We start from the raw sequence: 23,218 nt of genomic DNA, 5'->3' as shown, positions 1-23,218 counted from the left end.
GGCCCGGCGGCGCGCGGCCTGTAGGCATGGTCACGACGGTTCGGTCCGACCACCCGAACCGCCTCTCCACCACATCCACTTGGGGGTAATGCATGTCCGGAATCACCCGCCGCCAGGCGCTGGGCGTCGCCGCGGGCACCGCCGCCGGCCTCGCCGCTGCCGGCGCGGCACACGCCGCGGTGCGGACCGCCGGTCCGCGGGCACACGGCGCCCAGGGCACGGCCAGCGTGCCGGGCTCGTTCGACGAGGTCTACAAGGGCCGCCGTATACAAGGCGGTCCCATGCACGACGGCGGTCACGGGGGCGGACACCACGGCGGTCACGGCGCCGGCTACGCCGTCCGCATAGACGGCGAGGAACTCCACGTCATGCGCAACGCGGACGGCACCTGGATCAGCGTGATCAACCACTACGAGCCGCGGGCCACACCGCGGGCCCTCGCACGCGCCGCCGTCACCGAACTCCAGGGCGCCGCCCTCGTCCCGCTCGCCCTCGGCTGAACCGGAGCACCACCGCCATGACCGTACGCAAGAACCAGGCCCAGCTCACCGCCGACGAGAAGCGGCGGTTCGTCAACGCCCTGCTCGCCCTCAAGCGGAACGGGCAGTACGACACCTTCGTCACCACGCACAACGCCTTCATCATGAGCGACACCGACAACGGAGACCGCGTGGGTCACCGCTCGCCGTCGTTCCTGCCGTGGCACCGCAGATTCCTCATCCAGTTCGAGCAGGCCCTGCAGTCGGTGGACCCGTCCGTGGCGCTCCCGTACTGGGACTGGACGGCCGACCGCACCACCGCCTCCTCGCTGTGGGCCGCCGACTTCCTCGGCGGCACCGGCCGCGCCCGCGACGGCCAGGTCATGGACGGCCCCTTCGCGGCCGCGTCCGGCGGCTGGGCCGTCAACGTCCGCGTCGACGGCCGCGACTTCCTGCGCCGCGCCCTGGGGTCCGGCGGCCGGCAGCTCCCGACGAAGGCCGAGGTCGACTCGGTCCTGGCCATGTCCACCTACGACGCGCCGCCGTGGAACAGCTCCTCCGACGGCTTCCGCAACCACCTTGAGGGCTGGCGCGGCGTCAATCTGCACAACCGCGTCCACGTCTGGGTCGGCGGTCAGATGGCGACCGGCGTCTCCCCGAACGACCCGGTGTTCTGGCTCCACCACGCCTTCATCGACAAGCTCTGGTCCGAGTGGCAGCGGCGCCACCCGAACTCCCCGTACCTGCCCGCGGCCGGCACGCCGAACGTCGTGGACCTCCGGGACACCATGCGCCCGTGGAACGACGTGACCCCGGCGGACATGCTCGACCACCGGCCGCACTACACCTACGACACGGCGGCCTGACCCCGGCCGACTCCCCGGGGCCGGAGCGAGCAGCGTGCCGCGCGCCGGCCGCCGCGCCCGGGGCCTTCGCCCCGCCGCCCGTCCGGTTGCGGGGCTCCGTCGCGGCCGTGCGTCAGACGGGGGACCGGCCGAGGGCACGGGCCAGATACGGCGCGGTGCGGCTCCCCGCCGCCCGCGCCACCTCGGCCGGGGTGCCGTCGGCGACGATCAGGCCGCCCTCGTCCCCGCCGCCCGGTCCCAGATCGACCACCCAGTCGGCCTCGGCGACCACGTCCATGTCGTGCTCGACGACGACCACCGAGTGCCCCGCGTCCACCAGGCCGTGCAACTGCCGCATCAGCACCTCCACATCGGCCGGATGCAGCCCGGTCGTCGGCTCGTCCAGGACGTACAGCGTGTGACCGCGGCGCAGCCGCTGGAGTTCCGTGGCGAGCTTGATGCGCTGCGCCTCGCCGCCGGACAGCTCCGTCGCGGGCTGGCCGAGCCGCAGGTAGCCGAGACCGACGTCGAGCAGCGCCCGGAGGCTCCGTGCGGCGGCGGGCGTGTCGGCGAACGCCTCCCCGGCCTGCTCCACGGTGAGGTCGAGGACCTCGGCGATGTTCCGGCCCTCGTACCGCACCTCCAGAGTCTCCGGCTTGTAGCGGGCTCCGCGGCAGTCCGGGCAGGGAGCGTACGTGCTGGGCAGGAAGAGCAGTTCGACCGAGACGAAGCCCTCTCCCTGACAGGTCTCGCACCGCCCGCCCGCCACGTTGAACGAGAAGCGCCCGGCACCGTAGCCGCGCGCCCGCGCCTCACCGGTGGCCGCGAACAGCTTGCGGACGACGTCGAAGAGCCCGGTGTACGTGGCGAGATTCGACCGGGGCGTACGTCCGATCGGCTTCTGGTCCACCGTCACCAGCCGTTCCACACCGGGGAGTTCGTCGGTGATGGCGCCGACCAGTGTCGACTTGCCGGAACCCGACACACCGGTGACGGCGGTGAGCACTCCGAGCGGCAGCCGCGTCGTCAGCCCGCGCAGGTTGTGGCGGGTGACGGGCCCCAGCAGCAGCTCGCCCGCCGGTTCGCGCGGAGCCCGCGCCGGCATCGGCGTCCGGTCGAAGAGGAAGCGGCGCGTCGCCGACTCGGCCACGCCGGCCAGCTGCTCCGGCGGCCCGCTGTGGAGAACCCGGCCGCCGTGCTCACCGGCCCGCGGCCCCAACTCCACCAGCCAGTCCGCGTTCCGCACCACTTCGAGATGGTGCTCGACCACGAAGACCGTGTTGCCCGCCGCCTTGAGCCGGTTCAGCACGGCGAGCAGCGCCTCGGCGTCGGCCGGGTGGAGACCCGCGGAGGGCTCGTCGAGCACGTACACGACCCCGAAGAGACCGGACCGCAGCTGGGTGGCCAGCCGCAGCCGCTGCAGCTCGCCCGCCGAGAGCGTGGGAGCGGTCCGGTCCAGGCTCAGATAGCCGAGTCCCAGCTCGGTCACCGTCCCGATCCTGGCCAGCAGATCCGCTGTGAGGGCACGCGCCGTTTCATCGCCCGGGCCGGCCCCCAGCGCCTCGGCCAGCTCGGTCAGCGGCAGCGCCGCAAGCTCGGCGATGGTCCGGCCGGCGAAGGTCACCGCCAGTGCCTCCGGCCGCAGCCGGCCGCCCCCGCAGACCGGACACGGCACGCTCCTCAGAAAGCGCTCCGCCTTCGCGCGGAGCGCCGGACTCCTGGAGTCGGCGAAGGTGCGCATGACGTACCGCCTGGCGCTCATGTACGTGCCCTGGTACGGGCGCTGGATACGGCCCGCCTCGCGCACCGGATGCACCGTCACCACCGGCTGCTCGTCGGTGAACAGGATCCAGTCGCGGTCCTCCCGGCTCAGCTCCCGCCACGGCCGGTCGACGTCGTACCCCAGTGCGTCCAGTACATCGCGCAGGTTCTTGCCCTGCCAGGCACCCGGCCAGGCGGCGATGGCGCCCTCCCGCAGCGACAGGGAGGCGTCGGGCACCAGCAGGTCCTCGTCGGTGCGGTGGATCCGCCCCAGGCCGTGGCACTCGGGACAGGCCCCGGCGGCGGTGTTCGGCGAGAACGCGTCCGAGTCGAGGCGGGGCGCGCCCGGCGGGTGGGTACCGGCCCGCGAGAACAGCATCCGCAGCGAGTTCGAGAGCGTCGTGACCGTACCGACGGAGGAGCGCGAGGTGGGGGAGGAGCGGCGCTGTTCGAGGGAGACGGCCGGCGGCAGCCCGTCGATCTCCCCTACCTTCGGCGCCCCCACCTGGTGGATCAGCCGTCGGGCGTACGGGGCGACCGACTCGAGGTAGCGCCGCTGGGCCTCGGCGTAGATCGTGCCGAAGGCGAGTGAGGACTTGCCGGAGCCGGACACTCCGGTGAAGACCGTGAGCGTGTCCCGGGGGATGTCGACGTCGACGCCCTTGAGGTTGTGCTCACGGGCGGCTCGGACGCGGACGAAGGCGTCGGTGGGGCGGTTCCGGGGGTCGTCAGGGCCGTGCATACCGGGAAGTCTAGGCGGCCGCCTTGGCGTTTCCGCTGGTCAGATCCGCTATGTGCGCGAGGCGGCGGAAGGAGTCGAGCAGCGCCGCGCGGTCGTACGTGCTCGTCGTCACCAGCACCTCGTCGGCTCCGGTGTCCTGGATGGCCTTCTCCAGGGCGTCCCTGACCTGGTCCTCCGTGCCGTGGATGTGTCCTCGCAGACCCGGCTCGTGCAGGCCGCGCTCCTTCTCCGTCATGGTCATGGCCTCGATCCGCTCGGCGGGCGCGAGCGGCGGGAAGGTGCCGCGGGTGCGGGCGTGTGCCATCGCCCATGCCTCCGGTACGAGCAGCCGCCGCGCCTCCTCCTCGGTCTCCGCGACCGCGACGGTGCCGGCCACGACGACGTACGGCTCCGCGGCCCACGGCGACGGCCGGAATCCGGCGCGGTAGCGGTCGATCGCGGCCAGCAACCGTTCCCGGCCCCTGAGGTCGCCGATCACCAGCGGTGTCCCGGCCGCGGCCGCGACGGCCGCGCCCTCGCCCGTGGCCAGCACGAAGGGCGGCACCCGCAGCCCCTCCGAAGGGCGGGCGTGCACGTCCGGACGCGTCCCCTCGAACCAGCCCAGCAACTCGGCCAGCTGCTGCCCGAAGTCCTCGGCGTCGTGCTTCTCCCGGCCGAGCGCACGGCGGACCCCGTCGGTGAAGCCCACCGAGCGGCCGAGCCCCATGTCGATGCGTCCCGGGAACAGCGACTCCAGCACCCCGAACTGCTCGGCCACCACGAGCGGTTGATGGTTGGGCAGCATCACCCCGCCCGTGCCGACCCGGATCGTGGAGGTCGCCGCGGCCACGGCGGCGGCCAGCACGGTCGGCGCGGAGCCCGCGACGCCCGGTACGCCATGGTGCTCGGAGACCCAGAAGCGGTGGAAGCCCAGCTCCTCCACCTGCAGCGCCAGCCGCACGGTGTCCCGCAGCGCCTGGGGGGCGTCGCGGCCCTCCCGGGTACGGGAGCGGTCGAGGACCGAGAAGCGGGTCGAGGCGATCACTGAGCTCATACATGGTTCAACATGCCGACGACCTGAGGATTCCCGGTCCGGTCCGGCTGCGCGAGCCTCCGCGTGCGGATCTCCGGTCCGGCAGCGGCCCCGGCGGCAGTGTTCGAGGGCGCCGTAAGCAGCAGCCGCCGCCGGATGCATCACCCACCGGCGCCGCGAGCAGCACCTACCGGCGCCCGAGCCAGTCCCCGTAGTACGTCGGGCCGAGGTCGGAGTCGTCCGGCGCGACGAGTACGTCCCCCGCCACCAGCGCGAACGGACCGGCCTGGTCGTCGGTCACCACGCTGCGGCCGTCGGGCCGCGCGGCCAGAGTGATCCGTCCCAGCTCGTCCAGCGGGAACACCTCGGGGCCACCGACGTTGCGGATGCCCTGCAGCGGCGTGCCGGAGGCGGCGCCCGCGACCGCCGCGGACACGTCGGAGGCGGCGATCGGCTGCAGGGGGGTGGGAGGCAGCCGGACGACACCGCCGTCCGTCGTCCAGGACATGATCGCCTCGACGAACTCGAAGAACTGCGTCGCGCGCACGATCGAGTACGGCGTGGACCCGCGCGCGAGGACGTTCTCCTGCGCGGTCTTGGCCCGGTAGTAGTCGAGCTGGGGCACCCGGTCCACGCCTACGATCGAGAGAATCACCAGATGGCGTACACCGGCCTCCGCCGCCGCGGCCCCGACGGTCTCCGTCGACGTCTCGAAGAAGTCGATGGAGGAAGCGTCGAACGCGGGTGAGTTCGTCAGGTTGATCACCACGTCGGATCCGGAGAACGCCTCCCTCAGACCTTTGCCGCTGACCACGTCGACCCCGGTGGAGCGGGTGGCGGGCACGACGTCGTGCCCGGCGGCCTTGAGCCGCTCGACCGACTGCGAGCCGATCAGCCCGCTTGCACCCAGGACTGTGAACTTCATGGCACACCTTTCGTCGGCCGTACGCGTTCCCGAGTCACCGACGACGACAACGGCCGGAACCGAACTGCCTGTTGTGAGCGATCGACCTGCGGCGAGGCGAATGGGCATCGGGCGCCCGGACGTTGTCCCCGGCCGTCCCTCGCTCATGGGGCGCACGCCGGCGCCGTATGCCCGTCGGCACCGCAGGCCACGGTGCGCGGCGCTGTGCGGGCGTACCGGGCCGGGCCCGTCGCCTTCGACCACGGTACGCCCCGCGGTGCGGCGGAGCAGCGCGGACAGCGGGCGCGGCGCAAGGACAGGCGGGCGCCCAAACCGTCCCGACGGCTCGCGGCCCTCGGCGGGCCGTAACCTGGGGCCCGTGACGCAGCAGACGCAGACGATCCGGGGCGGCAGGCCGCTCGCGGTGTTCGACCTGGACGGGACCCTCGCCGAAACCGGCCACCGGCAGCACTTCCTGGAGCGCAGGCCGCGCGACTGGGCCGGATTCTTCGCCGCGGCGCCCGACGACACGCCCCTCACGGAGGGGCTGCGGCTGGTCGCGGAGTCCGCGGAGGCCTGCGAGGTCATGTACCTGACCGGTCGGCCCGAGCGCTGCCGTCCGGACACCGTGGCCTGGCTGGAGCGCCACGGGCTGCCCCTCGGCCGCATCTGGATGCGCCGCGACGACGACCGTCGCCCGGCCCGTACGACCAAGCTGGAGATCCTGCGACGTCTCGAACGGACCCGCGAGATCCGCATGCTCGTCGACGACGACGAACTCGTCTGCGACGCGGCGGAACGCGCGGGCTTCCGTGTCGTGCGCGCCCGCTGGGCCACGACCTCCACGGCGATGCGCGTCGCCCAGCAGACGGAAGGCCGCACCTGACGGTGGTGCGGCGCCGCCGGTGTCGCGCCGGCAGTGTCCGGTCCGTCGCGCCGGTGCTTCGCGCGGCGGACGGTACGGCGCGTCCTCGCCCGCCCCGCGTGGTGCGTTTCACACACCCGGTTCCGGGCGGCGCGGGTGCCGTGGATCGGCAGGGTCCCGTACGGCCGTTCGGGTGCAGGAGTCAGCCCGCGCCCTCCGCGTCCTCGAGCCGGAATCCGACCTTCAGGCCGACCTGAAAGTGCTCGATCTCGCCGTTCGCGATGTTGCCGCGCACCTGCGTGACCTCGAACCAGTCGAGGCCGCGCAGCGTCTGCCCGGCGCGGGCGATGCCGTTCCGGATGGCCTGGTCGACGCCCTCGTGCGAAGTGCCGACGATCTCGGTGACCCGGTAGGTGTGGTGGGACATGAGGGCCGTTCTCCTCTCAGCCGTGTCGCTGGACCACTCCACCGTGCCCCAGCCCGTCCCGCTCCGCGAGACAGCGGGGCTTGACCCCCGAACTTGGTCCAGACCAAAATCCCAGCCACACGCAACCGTCGCGAACCCTGTTCGTTCCCCCCACGTCGTGTTCACTTCCCCGTGCCCTCACGCAGAAGGTGACCCACGTGATGAACCGTTTCCTGGCCGGTGCCGTCGCCGCCGTGTCCGCAACCGCCCTCACGGGCTGCGGGCTTCTTCCGGGCGGCGGTTCCGGCGACCGTACGGTCACCGTCTGGCTGATGAAGGACAGCGTCTCCGAGGACTTCCTCGAACGCTTCGTCACCGAGTTCGAGCAGACCCACCCCGGCGTCCGGCTGGACGTCACCTTCCAGGAGTGGACCGGCATCGGGAAGCGGGTCCTCACGGCACTGGAGAGTGAAGACGCCCCCGACGTCATCGAGGTCGGCAACACCCAGGTCGCCCAGTACGCCGAGAGCGACGGGCTCCTCGACCTCACCCTGGAGTCCATCCGCGACCTCGGCAGCGAGGACTGGCTGCCGGGTCTCGCCGAGCCCGGCAGCATCCACGGCACGCAGTACGGGATTCCCTGGTACGCGGCCAACCGCGTCGTCGTCTACAACAAGGACCTCTTCGAGGAGGCCGGGATCCGCCGCCCCCCGAGGACCCGCGCCGAGTGGCTCGAGGACACCGAGAGGCTCAACACCGAGGGAAACCAGGGCATATACCTGTCCGGGCAGGACTGGTACACCCTCGCCGGGTTCGTCTGGGACGAGGGCGGAGACCTCGCCGTCGACCGGGGCGGTGTCTGGCAGGGCGCCCTGCACGAGCCCGGCGCCGTCCGCGGGATGAAGTTCTACAAGAAGCTGCAGGCCCTCGGGGACGGGCCCGAGAACGCCGACGAGATGACCCCGCCGCAGACCGGCGTCTTCGCCGGGGGGAACGTCGCCCAGATCATCGCGACCCCGTCCGCCGCCACGCTCATCGTGAAGGAGAACCCGGCGCTCAAGGGCAGGCTCGGCTTCTTCCCCGTCCCCGGGAAGACCGCCGGGAAGCCGGGCTCCGTGTTCACCGGCGGTTCGGATCTGATCATCCCCGTGAAGGCCGGGGAGCGCGCGGCCGCGATCGAGGTGGTCAAGGCGCTGGCGGGGGAACGCTGGCAGACCGACCTTGCGAGGACCATGAGCTACGTGCCCAACAAGACCGGCCTCGCCTCCGTCATCGAGGGCCAGGAGGGCACCGCAGCGATGGCCGCCGGCGCCGCGCAGGGGCGTGCCACGCCGAACTCGCCGCAGTGGGCCCAGGTCGAGGCGGACAACCCCATCAAGCCGTACATGACGGCGGTGCTGGGCGGCGCGGACCCCGCGACAGCGGGCCGGAGCGCCTCCGAGCACATCACCGCCGCCCTCGCCGGCAGCTGACCCCGGCGAGCGGCGCGCGGCGGGCGCGCGGGAACGGGATCGGGCGCGGGTGCGGGCGGGCAAGGGGAGCCGCCCCGCACGAGGTCTCCCGGCATTCAGTTGGCGCACATCCGCGCTCCGCGCCACCGTCATGTCGAATCCAGCCGGTCACGGAATTAGTTAGGGGCCGGACCGCCGCAGGCGCGGCCCGGTCCCACCGTTCCGGCAGAGGAGACCGCCATGCCCGCATCGCCAGCCGTCGTCCCCGCCCCCCTCGTTGCGGCCGAGCCCCGCTACGTGGTGTCGCTCGCCCGTGACCAGGAGGACGTACGGGCCGCGCAGCGGCTGCGCCACCAGGTGTTCGCCGGGGAGATGGGCGCCCGTCTCGAAGGTCCCGAACCCGGGCTCGACATCGACGCCTTCGACGCGTACTGCGACCACATCCTGGTGCGCCACGAGGAAACCGGGGAGGTCGTCGGCACCTACCGGGTGCTGCCGCCCGAGCGTGCACGGGTCGCCGGCCGGCTCTACTCCGAGACCGAGTTCGACCTGTCCCGGCTGGCCCCCATCCGCGACGACCTGGTCGAGGTGGGCCGCTCCTGCGTCCACCCCGCCCACCGCAACGGCGCCGTCATCGCCCTCATCTGGGCCGGGCTCGCCCGCTACATGACGCGCACCGGCCACACCTGGCTGTCCGGCTGCTGCTCGGTCCCGCTCGCCGACGGTGGCGCGCTCGCCGCCGCGACCTGGGACGCCGTCAAGGCGAAGCACCTCGCCCCGGAGGACTACTGGGTCACCCCGCACAAGCTGTGGAGCGCCGACGGCATCGCCCGCCCCGAGGGCCGTACCGAGCTCCCGCCGCTGCTGCGCGGCTATCTCCGCCTCGGCGCCTGGATCTGCGGCGCGCCCGCCCACGACCCCGACTTCGGCGTCGCCGACCTCTACGTCCTGCTGTCGCTGCGCCGCACCAACCCCCGCTACCTGCGCCACTTCCTCTCCCTGGCGCCGGTGAAATGAGCGTCTGGCTGCCCACCGCCCCCTGCACGCCGGCCGACTGCGCGACCGGGCGGTGGCCGACCGTGCGCCGGACCACCGCGGTCCTCCGCCTGGCCGCCGGCATGGTGGTGGTCCTCGCGGGCGTCGTGCTGGCCCCGGTGGCGATCCCGCTGGGCCCGGCCGGCCGCGCCCGTCTCGTCGGCCCGTGGTGCCGCGCGGTGATGCGGGCCTTCGGTGTACGGATCCGGGTGACGGGCACCGTCCCCGGGCGGCGGGAGCCCGGTCGGCCCGGGCCGGGGACACTCGTCGTCCCCAACCACATCTCGTGGCTGGACGTCCCGCTCGTCGCCTCGGTCCTGCCCGGCCGGATGCTCGCCAAGCGCGAGGTGCGGCTGTGGCCCGTGCTCGGCCCGCTCGTCCGGCTCGGCGGAACCCTGTTCGTGGACCGCGACCGCCTGCGGGAACTCCCGGCGGTCGTCGGGGCGATGGCCGGCGCGCTCCTGCGCGGCTCGCGGGTGATCGTGTTCCCCGAGGGCTCCACCTGGTGCGGCCGGGAGTGGGGCCGTTTCCGCCACGCCGCGTTCCAGGCGGCGCTCGACGCGGGCGCGGACGTGCAACCCGTGCGGATCGCCTACGGGCCGCTCGGGGCGGCCGCGTTCGTGGGTGACGACGCGCTGGGCGCCTCGCTCTGGCGGGTCGCGACCACCGCCGGGCTGACCGCGGAGATCACGGTCCTGCCGCCGATCCCCGCCGGCGCCCACCCCGACCGGCGCACACTCGCCCTGGCCGCCCGGCGTGCCCTCGGCGGGACGGCGGCGCCCGACGGCACCGCCGCCCCGCACCCGGTACTCCCCCGGCCGCGGGCGGTTCCCGCTCAGACCGCCGTCGACAGGGACAGGGCGAATCTGCCCTCCGCGTCCGTCCACCACTCGGTCAGCTTCATCCCGGCGGCCGCGAGCTCCGAACGCACCCCCTCCTGACGGAACTTCGCCGACACCTCCGTGCGGATCTCCTCGCCCGACTCGAACGGCACGACGAGGTCCAGCTCACGGATCTTCACATTCACCGCCTCGCGTGCGCGCAGACGCATCTCGATCCACTCCTCCCGCGCGTTCCAGACGGCGACGTGGTCGAAGCCGTCGAGGGGGAAGTCCGCGCCCAGCTCCCGGTTGACCACGGCGAGCACGTTCTTGTTGAACTCCGCCGTGACACCTGCCGCGTCGTCGTACGCGGCCACCAGCACCCGCTCGTCCTTCACCAGGTCCGTACCGAGCAGCAGCGCGTCCCCGGGGGAGAGGAGCGCGCGCACGGACCGCAGGAACTCCGCGCGCCCGTCGGGCAGCAGATTGCCGATCGTGCCGCCCAGGAACGCGACGAGCCGCGGACCCGGGGTGTCCGGCAGGGCGAGTACGCGGGTGAAGTCCGCGATCAGCGCGTGCACATGGAGCCCGGGACGGTCCGCCAGAAGCGACTCGCCGGCCCCGGTCAGCGCGCTCTCGCTCACGTCCACCGGGACGTAGCTGTGCAGCTCCGGCAGGGCGTCGAGCAGGAAACGGGTCTTCTCCGAGGAGCCGGAGCCGAGCTCCACCAGGGTGCGGGCGCCGGTCGCGGCGGCGATGTCCCGGGCCCGGCCGGAGATGATCTCCCGCTCCGCGCGCGTCGGGTAGTACTCGGGCAGCCGGGTGATCTCCTCGAACAGCCCACTGCCGCGAGCGTCGTAGAACCACTTCGGCGGCAACTCCTTGGGCGTACGGGTCAGGCCGTGCTGCACATCGGCGCGCAGCGCGGCACTCGTGGCGTCCTCGGGCAGGGTGCGGGTCAGCTGGAACGGGCTCACTCGGACGGCTCCTTGAGCGGGGTCAGTAGTACATCGGTGCGGGTGGCCGTGAGCAGCGCCCGGTCGGGCACCTCGCACCAGCGGGGATCGTCGTCGTACGGCTCCGATGCCACGACCGTGCCCCGGCCGGGCTCGGCCAGGTACCAGAGCGTGTCGCCCCAGGCGGTCGCGGCGATCGTCACACCGTCGGTCAGCAGCAGATTGAGCCGGGAGTCCGGCGCGGCCCGGGCCACGTCGAGCACGGTGTCGGCCAGGGCCTGGCCCGGCTCGTCACCGTCCCGCAGCCGGTGCAGCGCCATGGCCCACACCAGCGCGGAATCGCAGCGCGCCTCCAGCGACAGGAGCTCCGTCGCGGGCAGTGCGGCCGCGAGCGCGGCCATGCTTCCGGGCCAGCCCCGTACGGCGCCGTTGTGGCTGAACAGCCAGGGCCCGGCGGAGAACGGGGCGGCCGCGGCCTCGCCGTCCGCGCCGGCCTCCGTCGCGTCCCGGACGGCGGCCAGCAGCGCCCCGCTGCGGACCACCCGGCCCAGATCGGCGAAGGACGGATCGGCCCACATCGGCCCGGTACGCCGGTAGCGGGCCGGCACCGGGTCGCCCTCGGCGTACCAGCCCACTCCAAAACCGTCCGCGTTCACCGTCCCGTACCGCTGCCGGCGCGGCGCCCAGGACTGCCGCAGCAGCGCGTGCGGCGGCCTCACCAGCAGTTCGCCCAGCGCCGTCGGCACCCCGAGGAAGGCGATATGACGGCACATCACGCGTCCCGGGCGGTACGGAACCCGGAGAAGATCTGCCGGCGCACCGGAAGGTCCCAGTTGCGGAACGTGCCCCGGCAGGCCACCGCGTCCACGGCGAACGAGCCGCCCCGCAGCACCTTGTACCCGGGACCGAAGAACACCTCGGAGTACTCGCGGTACGGGAACGGCGCGAATCCCGGGTAGGGCAGGAAGTCGCCGGCCGTCCACTCCCAGACGTCGCCTATCAACTGCCGTACCCCGAGCGGTGAAGCACCCTCCGGATACGCCCCGGCGGGCGCGGGCCGCAGATGGCGCTGCCCCAGATTGGCCCGCTCGGGCGTCGGGTCCTCGTCGCCCCACGGATAGCGGCGCGAACGGCCGGACGCGGGGTCGTGCCGCGCCGCCTTCTCCCACTCCGCCTCCGTCGGCAGCCGCCGGCCCGCCCAGCGCGCATAGGCGTCCGCCTCGTACCAGCTGACGTGCAGCACCGGCTCGTCCTCGGGCACCGGCTCGGTCACCCCGAACCGGCGGCGCAGCCACTGCCCGCCCTCGTGCCGCCAGAACAGCGGCGCGCCGATGTCGTGCCTGCGGATCTGGTCCCAGCCCTCGGGCGCCCACCACCGCTCGTCGGTGTAGCCGCCGTCCGCGACGAACGCCTGGAAGGCGCCGTTGGTGACGGGGGTGGTGTCGATGAAGAAGGCGTCCACATGGCGGTGGTGTGCGGGCCGCTCGTTGTCCAGGGCCCACGGCTCGGCCGAGGTGCCCATGGTGAACGGGCCCGCCGGCACGAGCACTTCGGCCGGCAGCCCGGCCGTGCCGCCCCCGGGCGGCTCGGGCGCGTCGAGCGCCGCAGGGCCGCGCCGCAGCTGGTGGGTGATGAGCATGGTCTCGTCGTGCTGCTGCTCGTGCTGCGCGATCATCCCGAAGGCGAACGCGGAGTCCACGAGCGGGCTGCCGTGCAGCGGGTGCGCCTCCAGGACGTCCAGCACCCGGCCGCGGATGTCGGAGGCGTACGTCCGGGACTCGGCGGGGGACAGCAACGGCAGGGTCGGGCGCTCGGCACGCGGGTGCTCGAAGGCGTCGTACACCGAGTCGATCTCGGGCCGGATCGGGTCCCGCCCGGCGACGGCCCGCAGGAGCCACTGCTCCTCCTGGTTCCCGATGTGCGCGAGGTCCCAGACGAGCGGAGACATCAAGGGGGAGTGCTGGGCGGTGAGTTCGCGGTCGTCGACGCACTCCGTCAGCAGCCTGGTTCGGGCCCGGGCCGTGTTCAGCGCCTCCAGGGCGCGCTTGCGGAGCACGTCGTCGGTGGCCACCGGGGTCTCGGTCATGAGCTGGTCTCCTTGCTGAGGAGCGAGAAGTCGTCGGCCGGACACCGGCCGGGCAGGACATGGCGTTCGTGGAACGCGGCGACCGCGTCCTGTACGACTCGCGAGGCGCCCAGCCGGGGGAGCGCCTCCAGGGCGACGGAAAAGCAGCTGACGGCGGCACCGTGCAGTTCGGGGTCGGTCAGCCCGTTCCGCGCGGCGCTCACCCACAGGGGGTTGCGGGGCGCGGGCAGGGGCCCGGCGGTCTCCGCGAGCGGCTTGACCGTGCGGTACGCGGTCTCGGCGGCTTCCGGGTCGTCGAAGAGCGCCGTGGTGACGGCGAGCGGAACCATCCACCCCGCTTCTCCCGACTGCGCGTCGATCATGCGCAGTTCGAGGTGGCCGCGCGGGCGCACCGGCGGGAAGAGCGTGGTCATGTGGTACTCGAGGTCGGCGCGGGTGGGCGGCCGGGGTTCCGCGGACCGTATCCACTCCCGGAACGTCAGCCGCTCCGGGACGGGCCACGGCCCCCGGGCGGCGCGGATGCACATCACCGGCGTGTCGAGCACGTGGGCGGCCCAGGCGTCGCGTGGCGGCACGCCCGTGGGCGGCGCCAGGGCCCGCGCCGGGTCCAGGTCGGCCCAGAGCGACTGCCGGGTCGAGCGCCAGCCGGTGGGTCCGCCCGCTCCGGCCGGGGAGTTGGCGAAGGCGGCGACGAGCACCGCCCCCAGCAGATGCGCCAACTGCCAGCGGCGGCCGAGCCCGAGCGGGCCCGGCTCCTCGTACCCGGCGTCCAGGCACACCTGCACGGACGCGGAGGAGCACATCATGGACCGGCCGGCGGGGCCGGTCCGGTCGAGGCACGCCTCCATGGCGTCGTACCGCGGCTCGCGCAGCAGCCGGCGGGGCGGGTTCCAAGGATCGTGACCGAAACCGGTCAGTGTGAGTCCGGACCTGGCCAGTGCGGTCCGGACGGAGGCCAGATCGGCCGCCGTGGAGTCGATGCACTCCATCAGCGACGCGGCGGGCGGCGAGCTGAGCTCCAGCTGCCCGCCCGGCTCGAAGGTGAGCGCCGAACCGAGGGCCAGGCCCCGGAGTCCGGCGAAGGCCCGGTCGAGACGGGCCTCGTCGACGGGCAGGTGCGGCAGGTGCCGGTCGTGCACGAGCCATTCCAGCTCCACCCCGACGGTGCGAGGGGGGCCCGTCTTGAAGCAGATACATCGGAGCAGTTCTTCGGCGTCGTCCTCGGAGAGCGGCGGGCCGCTGCCCCCGCGGTCGGGTGCTGCCATGATCGACTCCTCCTGTCGAACTCGAAGGCGTTCCGTCCACCTAATGCCACCGCTGCGGTTCGCACAAGAGTGCCCCTGAGGCGGGTCGGTCCCGGCCTCCGAGCGGGGTGAGCGGGGCGAAAACGGCTTGCGGGGCGCCTCCTTGATCACTGAGGATTCCGGGCATGAGTGCACGATTGCGGGGGATCGCACGGCAGACCCAGGAGATCGTCGAAGCAGGTCGCTACCGGGCACCGGGCGGCCGCACGGTGACGATCGGCGGGGGTCTGTCCGCCGCGGTCGAGGGGACACGGATGTTCGGGCCCGAGCCCGTGCCGGTGGTCCCCGACACGGACCGTTTCAGCCTAAGCGAGGTCACCGGGGAGAGCAGCCTGTCGGCCGCGAGGCGGCTGGCCGTCCGGGACGCCGGTCCGGTCGCGGTCCTGAACTTCGCCTCGGCCCGCAATCCCGGCGGCGGGTACCTCAACGGCGCCCAGGCGCAGGAGGAAGCGCTGTGCCGCGCCTCCGCGCTCTACACCACGCTGCTGGCCGTCCCCGGCTTCTACGCCCACCACCGTGCGGACCGGAACCCCTTCTACTCCGACCGGGTGATCCACTCGCCCGGCGTGCCGGTGTTCCGGGACGAGCGCGGCGGGCTCCTCGACGCGCCGTTCACGGTCGGGTTCCTCACCTCGCCCGCGCCCAACGCGGGCGTGATCACCGCCCGCACGCCGGAGCTGGCCGGCCGGATACCGGCGGCCCTGGCCTCCCGGGCCGAGCGGGTGCTGGAGACCGCCGCGGTGACGGGCTACCGGCGGCTCGTCCTGGGCGCCTGGGGCTGCGGGGTCTTCCGGAACGACCCGGCGCGGGTCGCGGGCGCGTTCAGGGCGCTGCTCACCGGGAACGGCCGCTTCTCCGGGCACTTCGACGAGATCGTCTTCGCGGTCCTGGACCGGACGCGGGAGGCGCGGACGCTCGGGGCGTTCCGGGAGGCCTTCCCGGAGGGCACGGCGGCCGGTCCCGCCCTCAGATCCAGCCCTCCAGCGAGGCCGTGAACCCGTCGAAGTCGTCGCGGTGCAGGGCGTGCCCGGCGCCCTTGACCGTACGGAGTTCGAAGCCCCGGGTGGCGAGCGCCCGCGCCCGTTCCGGCGGCATCGGGAGACTGGTGTCGGCGAGCTGGACCAGCGACGGCACAACCGGCTCCGCGGGCAGCAGATCCAGGCCGGCCGATCCGGCGAGCCCTCGACTCGTCCCAGAGGGCCAGGGCCTCCGGCTCGACGTCGACGTCCTCGCGTTCCCAGCGCGGGTTCGGCATCTCGGTTCAGCATCTCGACGACGTCACGCGTCGCGATCGACTTGAGCTCGGCGAAATGGGCGGGGTCGAAGCCGTCCCCTTCTCCCGCACCCCGAGGTACCAGGCGGGCTCGGCGTACACGGCCCGCCGCGGAGCCAGCCGCTCCGCCGCGAGGGACAGCGTGAGCCCGCCGAGCGAGTGCCCGAGGGCGAGCTCGGCGCCCCGCGGCAGGGTCTCGGCCAGGTCGTCGGCATGGTCCTGTGCCGTGTACGAGCCGGCCCGCCCGCTGAGGCCGTGGCCGCGCAGATCGACGGCGACGACCCGGTAGCCCCGGCCGCCGAGCGCGGGCCCCACCCTCCTCCGGGTGCGGTGGTCGGCCATGATGCCGTGGACGAGCAGGGTGACGCGGTCGCCCTCGCCCCAGGTGTGGGTGTGCAGTCGCGCCTTCCGCCGGTGCCCCTCCGCCGCTCGGCGAAGGGCGGGCCCGAGGGCCCACCGCGACGCGGTGGAAGACGCAGGTCGTCGCGGATCGGGCGAACCCCTACTCGTGCGAGCAGCGGCTGCGCTCACTTCAGGCCGTCTCTCCGCCCCCGGCGACTGCCGTGATCGGGGCGGGCGACCGGAGGCCCGAACCGCTGCCGCGGCCGGGCACCGTGCGCATCGACTGGTGATCGGGCGGTACCCCTGCCGGCCCCATGGGCCGTGCGGTGCGGGACCCGGGCGGCGCACCGGAGCGCGGCGAACCGGTCGCGGCGGCGGTGCCTCGGCGCGAATCGGCGACGGGCGCCGGGGCGGGCCGCCGGCGGTGCGGCACAGGGGAGTCACCGCGGTCACCGCAGTGCGGCACCGGGCGGGCGTACGGGCCCTGACATGCGTGACGGGCCGCGCCTGACTAGCGTCATGGCATGAGCACTGTTCCGCGGCGCTTCGAGATCCTGCTCGTGCCGGAGCACGTCGAGGACCGCGGTGGCGCGTCCGTCGAGGACAGCGCGGTCCGCACGGCCGTTGTCGAGATGACCGGAGAACTGGGGGCGTCGGGCTATCCGCGCTATGCGGGTCACGGCCTCGTGGCGGACGTCGACCCCGACACGCGCACGGTGGAGGCGCTGCTCGTGGACGGCTCGGAGCTCGATTACGGCCTCACGGCGCTGGTCAGGGACTGGCAGCCGGACTGAGGGGCGGCCCCGGCCGCATCCGGGAACGAGGTGCGCCCGGTCCGCGTTATTCGCGGCCGGGCGCACCCCCGCCGACTACTGCTGCTTCGCCTCGTTCTGCTGCGCGTCCTCGACGGACTTGCGGACCTCGTCCATGTCCAGCCCGCGCGCCTGGCCGATCACGTCCTCCAGGACGGGCTCGGGCAGCGCGCCCGGCTGCGAGAACACCGCGACGTTGTCCCGGACGATCATCAGCGTCGGGATGGAGCGGATGTCGAACGCCGCGGCCAGCTCCGGCTGCGCCTCCGTGTCGACCTTCGCGAAGACGAGGTCCTCGTGGCGCTCCGACGCGCTCTCGTACACCGGGGCGAACTGGCGACACGGACCGCACCAGGAAGCCCAGAAGTCGATCAGGACGAAGTCGTTCTCGGAGACGACCTGATCGAAGTTTTCCTTGGTGAGCTCGACAGTGCTCATTGCTTACTACCTCTTCCTGGGATGTCCGGTCGGCCCCGTCCCTCCGGCGCCCTCGCGGCGCGAAGGCACGTCCGCCACAACAGGCGCGGAGTGCGGCCGTATTCCGCCTGCCCATGTGGCCGCCCCCCACACGTGCCACCAGACTGTCCGTATGACGGAAGCCGTGGAGTACGACGTTGTGGTGCTGGGGGCCGGGCCGACCGGCGAGAATGTGGCGGACCGCACACGGGCCGCGGGTCTGAGTACGGCGGTCGTGGAGAGCGAACTCGTCGGCGGTGAGTGCTCGTACTGGGCGTGCATGCCGAGCAAGGCCCTGCTGCGGCCCGTGATCACCCGCTCCGACGCGCGCAAGGTGCCCGGCGTGCGCCAGGCGGTGCAGGGACCGCTCGACACGGAGGCCGTCCTCGCCCACCGCGACGAGATGACCTCGCACTGGAAGGATGACGGACAAGTCGCCTGGCTCGACGGGATCGGCGCCCGGCTGTACCGAGGGCAGGGCCGGCTGCACGGACCGCGCAAGGTCGTCGTCGAGGGACCGGAGGGCGAGCGCCATGTGCTGACCGCTCGGCACGCCGTCGCCGTGTGCACCGGCAGCCGCGCGGTCCTGCCGGATCTCCCGGGCCTCACCGGCGCCAGGGCATGGACCAGCCGCGAGGCGACGAGCGCGCACGAGGCGCCGAACCGGCTGGTGGTGGTGGGCGGGGGAGTCGTCGGCGTGGAGATGGCGACCGTCTGGCAGGGCCTCGGTTCGCAGGTGACCCTGCTGGTGCGCGGGGGAGGACTGCTGCCGCGCATGGAGCCGTTCGTCGGCGAGCTCGTGGCCGAATCGCTGACCGAAGCCGGGGCGACCGTGCGGACCGGAGTGGGTGTGGCCGCGGTCAACCGGCCGGATTCCGGTGGTCCGGTCACCGTCGTCCTCGACGACGGTGAGCTGGTCGAGGCCGACGAGGTGCTGTTCGCCACCGGCCGCGCCCCGCGCACCGACGGCATCGGGCTGGAGACGGTGGGGCTGGAGCCCGGCTCCTGGCTCCCGGTCGACGACAGCTGCCGGGTGGACGGCCACGACTGGCTCTACGGGGTCGGCGACGTCAATCACCGCGCCCTTCTCACCCATCAGGGCAAGTACCAGGCACGGATCGCCGGAGCGGCGATCGCGGCGCGCGCCCGGCACACTCCGCTGCTCGAGACGGACCGCTGGGGCGCCCACGCGGCGACGGCCGACCACGAAGCCGTCCCGCAGGTGGTGTTCACCGACCCGGAGGCGGCCGCGGTCGGTCTGTCACTGGCCCAGGCGCAGGCAGCGGGGCACCGGGTCCGCGCCGTGGACAAGGACATCGCCGCCGTCGCGGGCGCGAGCCTGTTCGTCGACAACTACCGCGGACGCGCCCGTATGGTCGTCGACCTCGACCGGGAGATCCTCCTCGGCGTCACCTTCGTCGGCCCTGGCGTCAGCGAACTGCTCCACTCGGCCACCATCGCGGTGGCCGGCGAAGTGCCGATCGACCGGCTGTGGCACGCGGTGCCCTCGTATCCGACGATCAGCGAGGTCTGGCTGCGCCTGCTGGAGGCGTACCGGGACGGCCAAGGCGGCTGACGGCGTCCGTGACAGCGTTGAGCGCCGGCCCCGGACGTCGTCCGGGGCCGGCGCTCGGCCCTTCCGCACCGCCGCGGACCGGGGTGCGGCCGGTTGCGCGGCGGCTGTCGCCTCACCGCTCCCCGGGGAAGTCCCCGGACATCGCGGCCGCCAGCCGCAGATGCGGCGCGGCCTCGGCGTGCCTGCCCTGCCGCTCCAGTGTGCGGCCCAGCATCAGACGGGCGTAGTGCTCGACGGGGTCGCGCTCCAGCACCGCGACGAGTTCGGTCTCGGCCTTGCCGAGCCGCGCGGAGTGGTAATAGGCCCGGGCCAGCAGCAGCCTCGGGGCGACCTGCTCCGGCGCCTCGGCGACGAGGCCGTCGAGGATCCGCGCGGCCGTCAGGTACTCCTTGGCGTCGAAGAAGAACCGCGCTCGGTCCCAGCGCTCCGCCGGTGTCCCGAACTCGTAGTAGGTGTCGCTCATTTCATCTCCCTCTCCGTCACCTGCGGGTCTGTCCGCGGACTGCGTCTCCGTCCCCCCGCGGGGCCGTCAACCCGAGAAAGTGGTTGAATATTCCACATCCTCGCGCTGCGGCGCATCGGCACCACACAGGACTAGGTTGGGCGTCATGAGCAATCTTGATCGTCAGGCTGCGCTCGCCGTGTGCGGCGGCAGGGGCTTCGTCGTCGCAGATCCGGTGCGTGAGCTCCTCACCCCCCGCCGTGTCCCGCTCGGCGAGTCCACCGAGGTCCGCCGGCTGCTGCCCAACCTCGGCCGCCGGATGGTCGGTGCCTGGTGTTTCGTCGACCACTACGGACCCGACGACATCGCCGACGAGCCCGGCATGCAGGTCCCTCCCCACCCGCACATGGGCCTGCAGACCGTGAGCTGGCTGCACGAGGGAGAGGTGCTGCACCGGGACAGCGTCGGCAGTCTGCAGACGATCCGGCCGAGGGAGCTCGGGCTCATGACGTCGGGGCGCGCGATCAGCCACTCCGAGGAGAGCCCGAAGAGCCACGCCCGCTTCCTCCACGGGGCCCAGCTGTGGGTCGCGCTGCCCGACGCCCACCGCCACGTGGAGCCCCACTTCCAGCACCACGCCGAACTCCCGCACGTCACCGCCCCCGGCCTGACCGCCACGGTCATCCTGGGCGAGCTCGACGGCGCCGTCTCGCCGGGGTCCACGTACACACCGATCGTGGGCGCCGACCTCGCCCTGGCCCGCGGTACCGAGACCGGCATCCCGCTCGTACCGGACTTCGAGTACGCCGTGCTGTCCATGTCCGGCGAGGCTCATGTCGACGGCGTGCCCCTGCTCCCCGGCTCGATGCTCTACCTCGGCTGCGGCCGCAGCGAACTGCCCGTCCGTGCCGAGTCGGACGCGGGCCTCATGCTCCTCGGCGGCGAGCCGTTCGAGGAGGAGCTCATCATGTGGTGGAACTTCATCGGCCGCTCGCAGGAGGAGATCGAGACGGCGCGCGACGACTGGATGAAGGGCTCCCGCTTCGGCGAGGTCCACGGTTACGCCGGGGACCGGCTCTCCGCGCCCGACCTCCCGCCGGTGCCGCTGAAGCCGCGGGGCCGGGTGCGCTGACGGGGACGGTGCGACGCACCGTCCCCGTGTTCCGCGGTCCACGGGCGGGCGGCACCCGTGGCGGCCGCACGGACGACACTGTCGGCGGACAACACCGTGTGGGCGTCTGCCGATCGCCCAAGGACGCGCCCTATGCGGCGCGGTAGAGGCCCCGGCCGGACCGGCGGATGCGGGAGGAGCCGACGAGACGGTCGAGTGTGCTGCGGACCGCGTTGATGGTGCCACTGTCCGTGTCACGCCCCAGGGCCGCGGCCACATCGCGTGCCCGTACGTCCGCGTCGCCCACCGTGGCGAAGTACTCCAGGATCTGCTCGGTGAGCCTTCCGTACCCGCTCTGCCTGTCGGTGTCCGCTGCGGCTGCCGTGACGGCCGCCTCCTCGGCCCCCTGGCGGCGCTTGGGCCGCCGGCCCCGCGCTGTCGGCTTCGGCGCAACTTCCGTGGCTGCGGAGGACGGTGCGGCGGTCTCCGGTGCCGCGGACGCCGAGGTGGCACCGGCCGGTTCGAGCATCAGCGCCTGGAGGGCGCTCAGAGCACGCTGGACGGAACCGAGATGCGCCACGACCGCGGCCAGCTCCCGCTCAAGCGCCTGCTTCTGGACCCGGAGGCGGGCCAGGTCCTCCTGAAGGCTCTCGGCGGTGAGCTCGACGTTGTGCACGTGGGTTTCGGAGACCATGTGTTCCTCTCACCTCGACCCCTGATGTCGCGTCCCTGTCGGCGCACCGTCGGTACCACGCGGCACGGCGGCGGGACGGGCTTCCCCCCGGGGACATCATACGCAGCGGCGCAGCACGGAACACAGGTGAAATGGGCGTCCCACCGTGTTCCGGACAGGCGGGTGGCGTGCCACGACGTGCGGTCCCGTCGCCACCGACACCGTCCGCGGAGTGCGGTCCGTCAGCCGCCCGGCGGTGACGACGCATCGCCCCGCCGGTTCCAGGAGCGCAGTTTGTCGGGATTGAGGATGGTCCACACCTGGATGACCTGCCGCCCGGCGATGTCGAGGCAGATGACCGCGGCGACCTCGTGGTCGTAGCGCACCACCAGTCCCGTGCGTCCGTTGACGGACCGGGCCTGCAGTGCGGTGTTCGGGCACCCGGCGAGCAGCGTCAGCAGGCTGTGGGCGACCTGCAGGCTTCCCCGTACCGGTGTGTCCAGGGCGCGGACCTTGCCGCCGCCGTCGAAGTACGCGGTGACGTCCCTCGCCAGCAGGGACGTCAGCAGTGCCGCGTCCTGCGTCAGGCAGGCCTGGCGGACGGCACGGACGACCAGGTCGTGCTGTCGCGGCGGCGTGGGCTGCAGGCGCCGGGCCCGGAGGCTGCGCCGCGCCCGGTGGACCAGTTCCGCGCACTCCTGCTCCGGCTGCCCCACGATGCCCGAGACCGCGCCCGGCGCCATCCCGAAGACGTCGTTGAGCACGAACGCCGCCCGCTCTTCCGGGGACAGCGAGTCCAGCGCGCCGAGCAGTACCTCGTCCACCTCCTCCAGCACGGCATCCGCGGGCACCGCCTCGGTCCCCGGCCGGACACCGGCCGCGCCCACCGGCCCACGGCCGGGCACGGCCAGCCGGTCCAGACAGATGCCTCCGGTGACCCGCACGAGCCAGGCACGCGGCCCCGCGATCCGCGCCCGCGCCGGACCGCTCAGCCCGTACCACCGCCGGTAGGTCTCGTCCACGACGCTCTCGGCCTCGGTCCTGCTTCCCAGCATCCAGTGCGCGACGTCCAGCAGCTGCCGCCGCTCGTCGAGCAGCTCCGTGAGGGGCACCGCGTGATCGTCCTGGTCCATACGGCATCCTCCCGTCCGCTCGTCATTCAGACCGGGCAGCGGCGCCGCTTGTGACATCCGCCGGACCGGGACGGACCCCGGCCGGTGCGGAGCACCTGGCGGGAACGCGGACCGCCGTGTCACATACGTCCCGGCCACTCGGTCTCACTTGCGACAGGCCGGGACGTTTCGTACGGCACCGGAAAAGTTCGCGCTCCCACGCGCATTCCTCGACGAGGAGGTCTTCGTGAATTGGCGACAGAACGCATTGTGTCGAGGCGAAGACCCTGATCTGTTCTTCCCGATAGGCGGCGGAAACAGTGGCCCGACACTGATGCAGACGGCTGAGGCGAAGGCCGTCTGCCGTCGTTGTCCCGTTGCCCGGCAATGTCTTGAGTGGGCCCTGCGGGGTCACGTCCGTTGGAGTGGTGTATCGACGGCCACTCGGCGATCTCGTTTTGAGGCTATGCGGTGAGTTCGGTGGGCAGGAGGGTGTCGTTGTTTTCTGACTCGATCGGGTGGAGTCGGGCCTTGGCCAGCAGGTCGCGGCCCATGTAGCGGCGGGCTTCGGTCCACTCGTCGTTCTGCTCGGCCAGGACCGCCCCGACCAGCCGGATGACGGCGGTGCGGTCGGGGAAGATGCCGACCACGTCTGTGCGGCGGCGGATCTCCTTGTTCAGCCGCTCCTGCGGGTTGTTCGACCAGATCTGTCGCCAGATCTCACGCGGGAAGGCCGTGAAGGCCAGCAGGTCAT

General features: G+C 73.0%; 26 protein-coding genes. 11 read left to right on the top strand and 15 right to left on the bottom strand.

Annotated elements, in window-relative coordinates; all coding sequences use genetic code 11:
• Window positions 1-92: 92 nt before the first annotated feature.
• Both melC1 and melC2 read left to right on the top strand, forming a co-directional pair.
• On the top strand, window positions 93-500 hold the full coding sequence (gene melC1 / locus BLT82_RS32185) for an apotyrosinase chaperone MelC1 (RefSeq protein WP_093661310.1): 408 nt from the start codon (window positions 93-95) through the stop codon (window positions 498-500).
• 17 nt (window positions 501-517) lie between these two features.
• Entirely contained in the window at window positions 518-1,345 is an 828-nt protein-coding gene (melC2, locus tag BLT82_RS32180; RefSeq protein WP_093661308.1) for a tyrosinase MelC2, read from the top strand.
• A gap of 112 nt (window positions 1,346-1,457) precedes the next feature.
• Here the strand turns inward: melC2 and BLT82_RS32175 are convergent, their stop codons facing one another.
• The 3 genes from BLT82_RS32175 to BLT82_RS32165 all read right to left on the bottom strand — a co-directional run bounded on the left by BLT82_RS32175 (window position 1,458) and on the right by BLT82_RS32165 (window position 5,764).
• Window positions 1,458-3,827 (bottom strand): ATP-binding cassette domain-containing protein, encoded by a 2,370-nt coding sequence (locus tag BLT82_RS32175; RefSeq protein WP_093661306.1) that lies wholly within the window; start codon window positions 3,825-3,827, stop codon window positions 1,458-1,460.
• A 10-nt stretch (window positions 3,828-3,837) separates the two neighbouring features.
• Window positions 3,838-4,860, bottom strand: coding sequence for an MsnO8 family LLM class oxidoreductase (locus BLT82_RS32170; protein WP_093661304.1), 1,023 nt, complete (start codon window positions 4,858-4,860; stop codon window positions 3,838-3,840).
• A 166-nt stretch (window positions 4,861-5,026) separates the two neighbouring features.
• The gene (locus BLT82_RS32165; protein ID WP_093661302.1) at window positions 5,027-5,764 is read right to left on the bottom strand and encodes an SDR family oxidoreductase; all 738 of its coding nucleotides are present in this window, start codon (window positions 5,762-5,764) and stop codon (window positions 5,027-5,029) included.
• Window positions 5,765-6,122: 358 nt separating this feature from the next.
• Between BLT82_RS32165 and BLT82_RS32160 the strand changes: the two genes are divergently transcribed.
• A complete protein-coding gene (locus BLT82_RS32160; RefSeq protein WP_455431881.1) occupies window positions 6,123-6,629 on the top strand; it encodes a phosphatase domain-containing protein in 507 nt (168 codons plus the stop codon).
• 181 nt (window positions 6,630-6,810) lie between these two features.
• On the opposite strand, the gene BLT82_RS32155 is transcribed toward BLT82_RS32160, so the two are convergent.
• The gene (locus tag BLT82_RS32155; protein ID WP_093661300.1) at window positions 6,811-7,035 is read right to left on the bottom strand and encodes a dodecin; all 225 of its coding nucleotides are present in this window, start codon (window positions 7,033-7,035) and stop codon (window positions 6,811-6,813) included.
• 197 nt (window positions 7,036-7,232) lie between these two features.
• Here BLT82_RS32155 and BLT82_RS32150 point away from each other — a divergent pair, with 197 nt between their 5' ends.
• The 3 genes from BLT82_RS32150 (at window position 7,233) to BLT82_RS32140 (ending at window position 10,441) form a co-directional block, all read left to right on the top strand.
• Window positions 7,233-8,486: an extracellular solute-binding protein gene (locus BLT82_RS32150; protein WP_093661298.1), complete on the top strand. Its 1,254-nt coding sequence runs from the start codon at window positions 7,233-7,235 to the stop codon at window positions 8,484-8,486.
• Window positions 8,487-8,705: 219 nt separating this feature from the next.
• On the top strand, window positions 8,706-9,482 hold the full coding sequence (locus BLT82_RS32145) for a GNAT family N-acetyltransferase (protein WP_093661296.1): 777 nt from the start codon (window positions 8,706-8,708) through the stop codon (window positions 9,480-9,482).
• Window positions 9,479-10,441 (top strand): lysophospholipid acyltransferase family protein, encoded by a 963-nt coding sequence (locus tag BLT82_RS32140; protein ID WP_093661294.1) that lies wholly within the window; start codon window positions 9,479-9,481, stop codon window positions 10,439-10,441. The genes BLT82_RS32145 and BLT82_RS32140 overlap by 4 nt, the downstream gene beginning before the upstream one ends.
• Here BLT82_RS32140 and egtD read toward each other — a convergent pair.
• The 4 genes from egtD to egtA are packed head-to-tail and all read right to left on the bottom strand — an operon-like array spanning window position 10,336 to window position 14,628.
• Window positions 10,336-11,298: an L-histidine N(alpha)-methyltransferase gene (gene egtD / locus BLT82_RS32135; RefSeq protein WP_093661292.1), complete on the bottom strand. Its 963-nt coding sequence runs from the start codon at window positions 11,296-11,298 to the stop codon at window positions 10,336-10,338. The two genes, BLT82_RS32140 and egtD, sit on opposite strands and share 106 nt — an antisense overlap.
• Window positions 11,295-12,050, bottom strand: coding sequence for an ergothioneine biosynthesis protein EgtC (gene egtC, locus BLT82_RS32130; protein ID WP_093661290.1), 756 nt, complete (start codon window positions 12,048-12,050; stop codon window positions 11,295-11,297). Before egtC ends, egtD begins: the two co-directional genes overlap by 4 nt.
• A complete protein-coding gene (gene egtB / locus BLT82_RS32125; protein ID WP_093661288.1) occupies window positions 12,050-13,363 on the bottom strand; it encodes an ergothioneine biosynthesis protein EgtB in 1,314 nt (437 codons plus the stop codon). Before egtB ends, egtC begins: the two co-directional genes overlap by 1 nt.
• Window positions 13,360-14,628 carry an ergothioneine biosynthesis glutamate--cysteine ligase EgtA gene (egtA, locus tag BLT82_RS32120; RefSeq protein ID WP_093661286.1) on the bottom strand — a complete coding sequence of 423 codons (1,269 nt, stop codon included), beginning with the start codon at window positions 14,626-14,628 and terminating at the stop codon, window positions 13,360-13,362. Before egtA ends, egtB begins: the two co-directional genes overlap by 4 nt.
• A 164-nt stretch (window positions 14,629-14,792) precedes the next feature.
• On the opposite strand from egtA, the gene BLT82_RS32115 reads away from it, so the two are divergent.
• Window positions 14,793-15,662, top strand: coding sequence for a TIGR02452 family protein (locus BLT82_RS32115; protein ID WP_093661284.1), 870 nt, complete (start codon window positions 14,793-14,795; stop codon window positions 15,660-15,662).
• Here the strand turns inward: BLT82_RS32115 and BLT82_RS38750 are convergent.
• Both BLT82_RS38750 and BLT82_RS38745 read right to left on the bottom strand, forming a co-directional pair.
• Window positions 15,634-15,801 carry a hypothetical protein gene (locus tag BLT82_RS38750; RefSeq protein WP_342029435.1) on the bottom strand — a complete coding sequence of 56 codons (168 nt, stop codon included), beginning with the start codon at window positions 15,799-15,801 and terminating at the stop codon, window positions 15,634-15,636. The genes BLT82_RS32115 and BLT82_RS38750 overlap by 29 nt on opposite strands.
• 127 nt (window positions 15,802-15,928) lie before the next feature.
• Complete coding sequence (locus BLT82_RS38745) at window positions 15,929-16,282, bottom strand: alpha/beta fold hydrolase (RefSeq protein ID WP_342029434.1); 354 nt, start codon at window positions 16,280-16,282, stop codon at window positions 15,929-15,931.
• A gap of 524 nt (window positions 16,283-16,806) precedes the next feature.
• Here BLT82_RS38745 and BLT82_RS32105 point away from each other — a divergent pair.
• Window positions 16,807-17,076, top strand: coding sequence for a hypothetical protein (locus BLT82_RS32105; RefSeq protein WP_093661282.1), 270 nt, complete (start codon window positions 16,807-16,809; stop codon window positions 17,074-17,076).
• 75 nt (window positions 17,077-17,151) lie between these two features.
• On the opposite strand, the gene trxA is transcribed toward BLT82_RS32105, so the two are convergent.
• The gene (gene trxA / locus BLT82_RS32100; RefSeq protein ID WP_093661280.1) at window positions 17,152-17,532 is read right to left on the bottom strand and encodes a thioredoxin; all 381 of its coding nucleotides are present in this window, start codon (window positions 17,530-17,532) and stop codon (window positions 17,152-17,154) included.
• A gap of 151 nt (window positions 17,533-17,683) precedes the next feature.
• Between trxA and BLT82_RS32095 the strand changes: the two genes are divergently transcribed.
• Window positions 17,684-19,126: a dihydrolipoyl dehydrogenase family protein gene (locus tag BLT82_RS32095; protein ID WP_093661278.1), complete on the top strand. Its 1,443-nt coding sequence runs from the start codon at window positions 17,684-17,686 to the stop codon at window positions 19,124-19,126.
• A gap of 112 nt (window positions 19,127-19,238) precedes the next feature.
• On the opposite strand, the gene BLT82_RS32090 is transcribed toward BLT82_RS32095, so the two are convergent.
• On the bottom strand, window positions 19,239-19,589 hold the full coding sequence (locus tag BLT82_RS32090; protein WP_093661276.1) for a tetratricopeptide repeat protein: 351 nt from the start codon (window positions 19,587-19,589) through the stop codon (window positions 19,239-19,241).
• Between the two features lie 145 nt (window positions 19,590-19,734).
• Here BLT82_RS32090 and BLT82_RS32085 point away from each other — a divergent pair, with 145 nt between their 5' ends.
• Window positions 19,735-20,700, top strand: a complete 966-nt coding sequence (locus BLT82_RS32085) for a pirin family protein (RefSeq protein ID WP_093661274.1) — start codon at window positions 19,735-19,737, stop codon at window positions 20,698-20,700.
• 130 nt (window positions 20,701-20,830) lie between these two features.
• Here the strand turns inward: BLT82_RS32085 and BLT82_RS32080 are convergent, their stop codons facing one another.
• Window positions 20,831-21,373: a hypothetical protein gene (locus BLT82_RS32080; protein WP_093661272.1), complete on the bottom strand. Its 543-nt coding sequence runs from the start codon at window positions 21,371-21,373 to the stop codon at window positions 20,831-20,833.
• 221 nt (window positions 21,374-21,594) lie between these two features.
• The gene (locus tag BLT82_RS32075; protein WP_093661270.1) at window positions 21,595-22,485 is read right to left on the bottom strand and encodes a sigma factor-like helix-turn-helix DNA-binding protein; all 891 of its coding nucleotides are present in this window, start codon (window positions 22,483-22,485) and stop codon (window positions 21,595-21,597) included.
• A 226-nt stretch (window positions 22,486-22,711) separates the two neighbouring features.
• Here BLT82_RS32075 and BLT82_RS32070 point away from each other — a divergent pair, with 226 nt between their 5' ends.
• Window positions 22,712-22,939: a WhiB family transcriptional regulator gene (locus BLT82_RS32070; RefSeq protein WP_093661268.1), complete on the top strand. Its 228-nt coding sequence runs from the start codon at window positions 22,712-22,714 to the stop codon at window positions 22,937-22,939.
• On the opposite strand, the gene BLT82_RS32065 is transcribed toward BLT82_RS32070, so the two are convergent.
• Window positions 22,929-23,218, bottom strand: a 290-nt coding sequence (locus BLT82_RS32065) for a transposase (RefSeq protein ID WP_208868105.1), incomplete at its 5' end; no start/stop codon positions are given. The genes BLT82_RS32070 and BLT82_RS32065 overlap by 11 nt on opposite strands.

The organism is Streptomyces wuyuanensis, assembly GCF_900103455.1.
GTDB lineage: Bacteria > Actinomycetota > Actinomycetes > Streptomycetales > Streptomycetaceae > Streptomyces > Streptomyces wuyuanensis.
The sequence above is the reverse complement of the archived record's forward strand: the minus strand, read 5'-3'. Positions and strand labels throughout refer to the sequence as shown.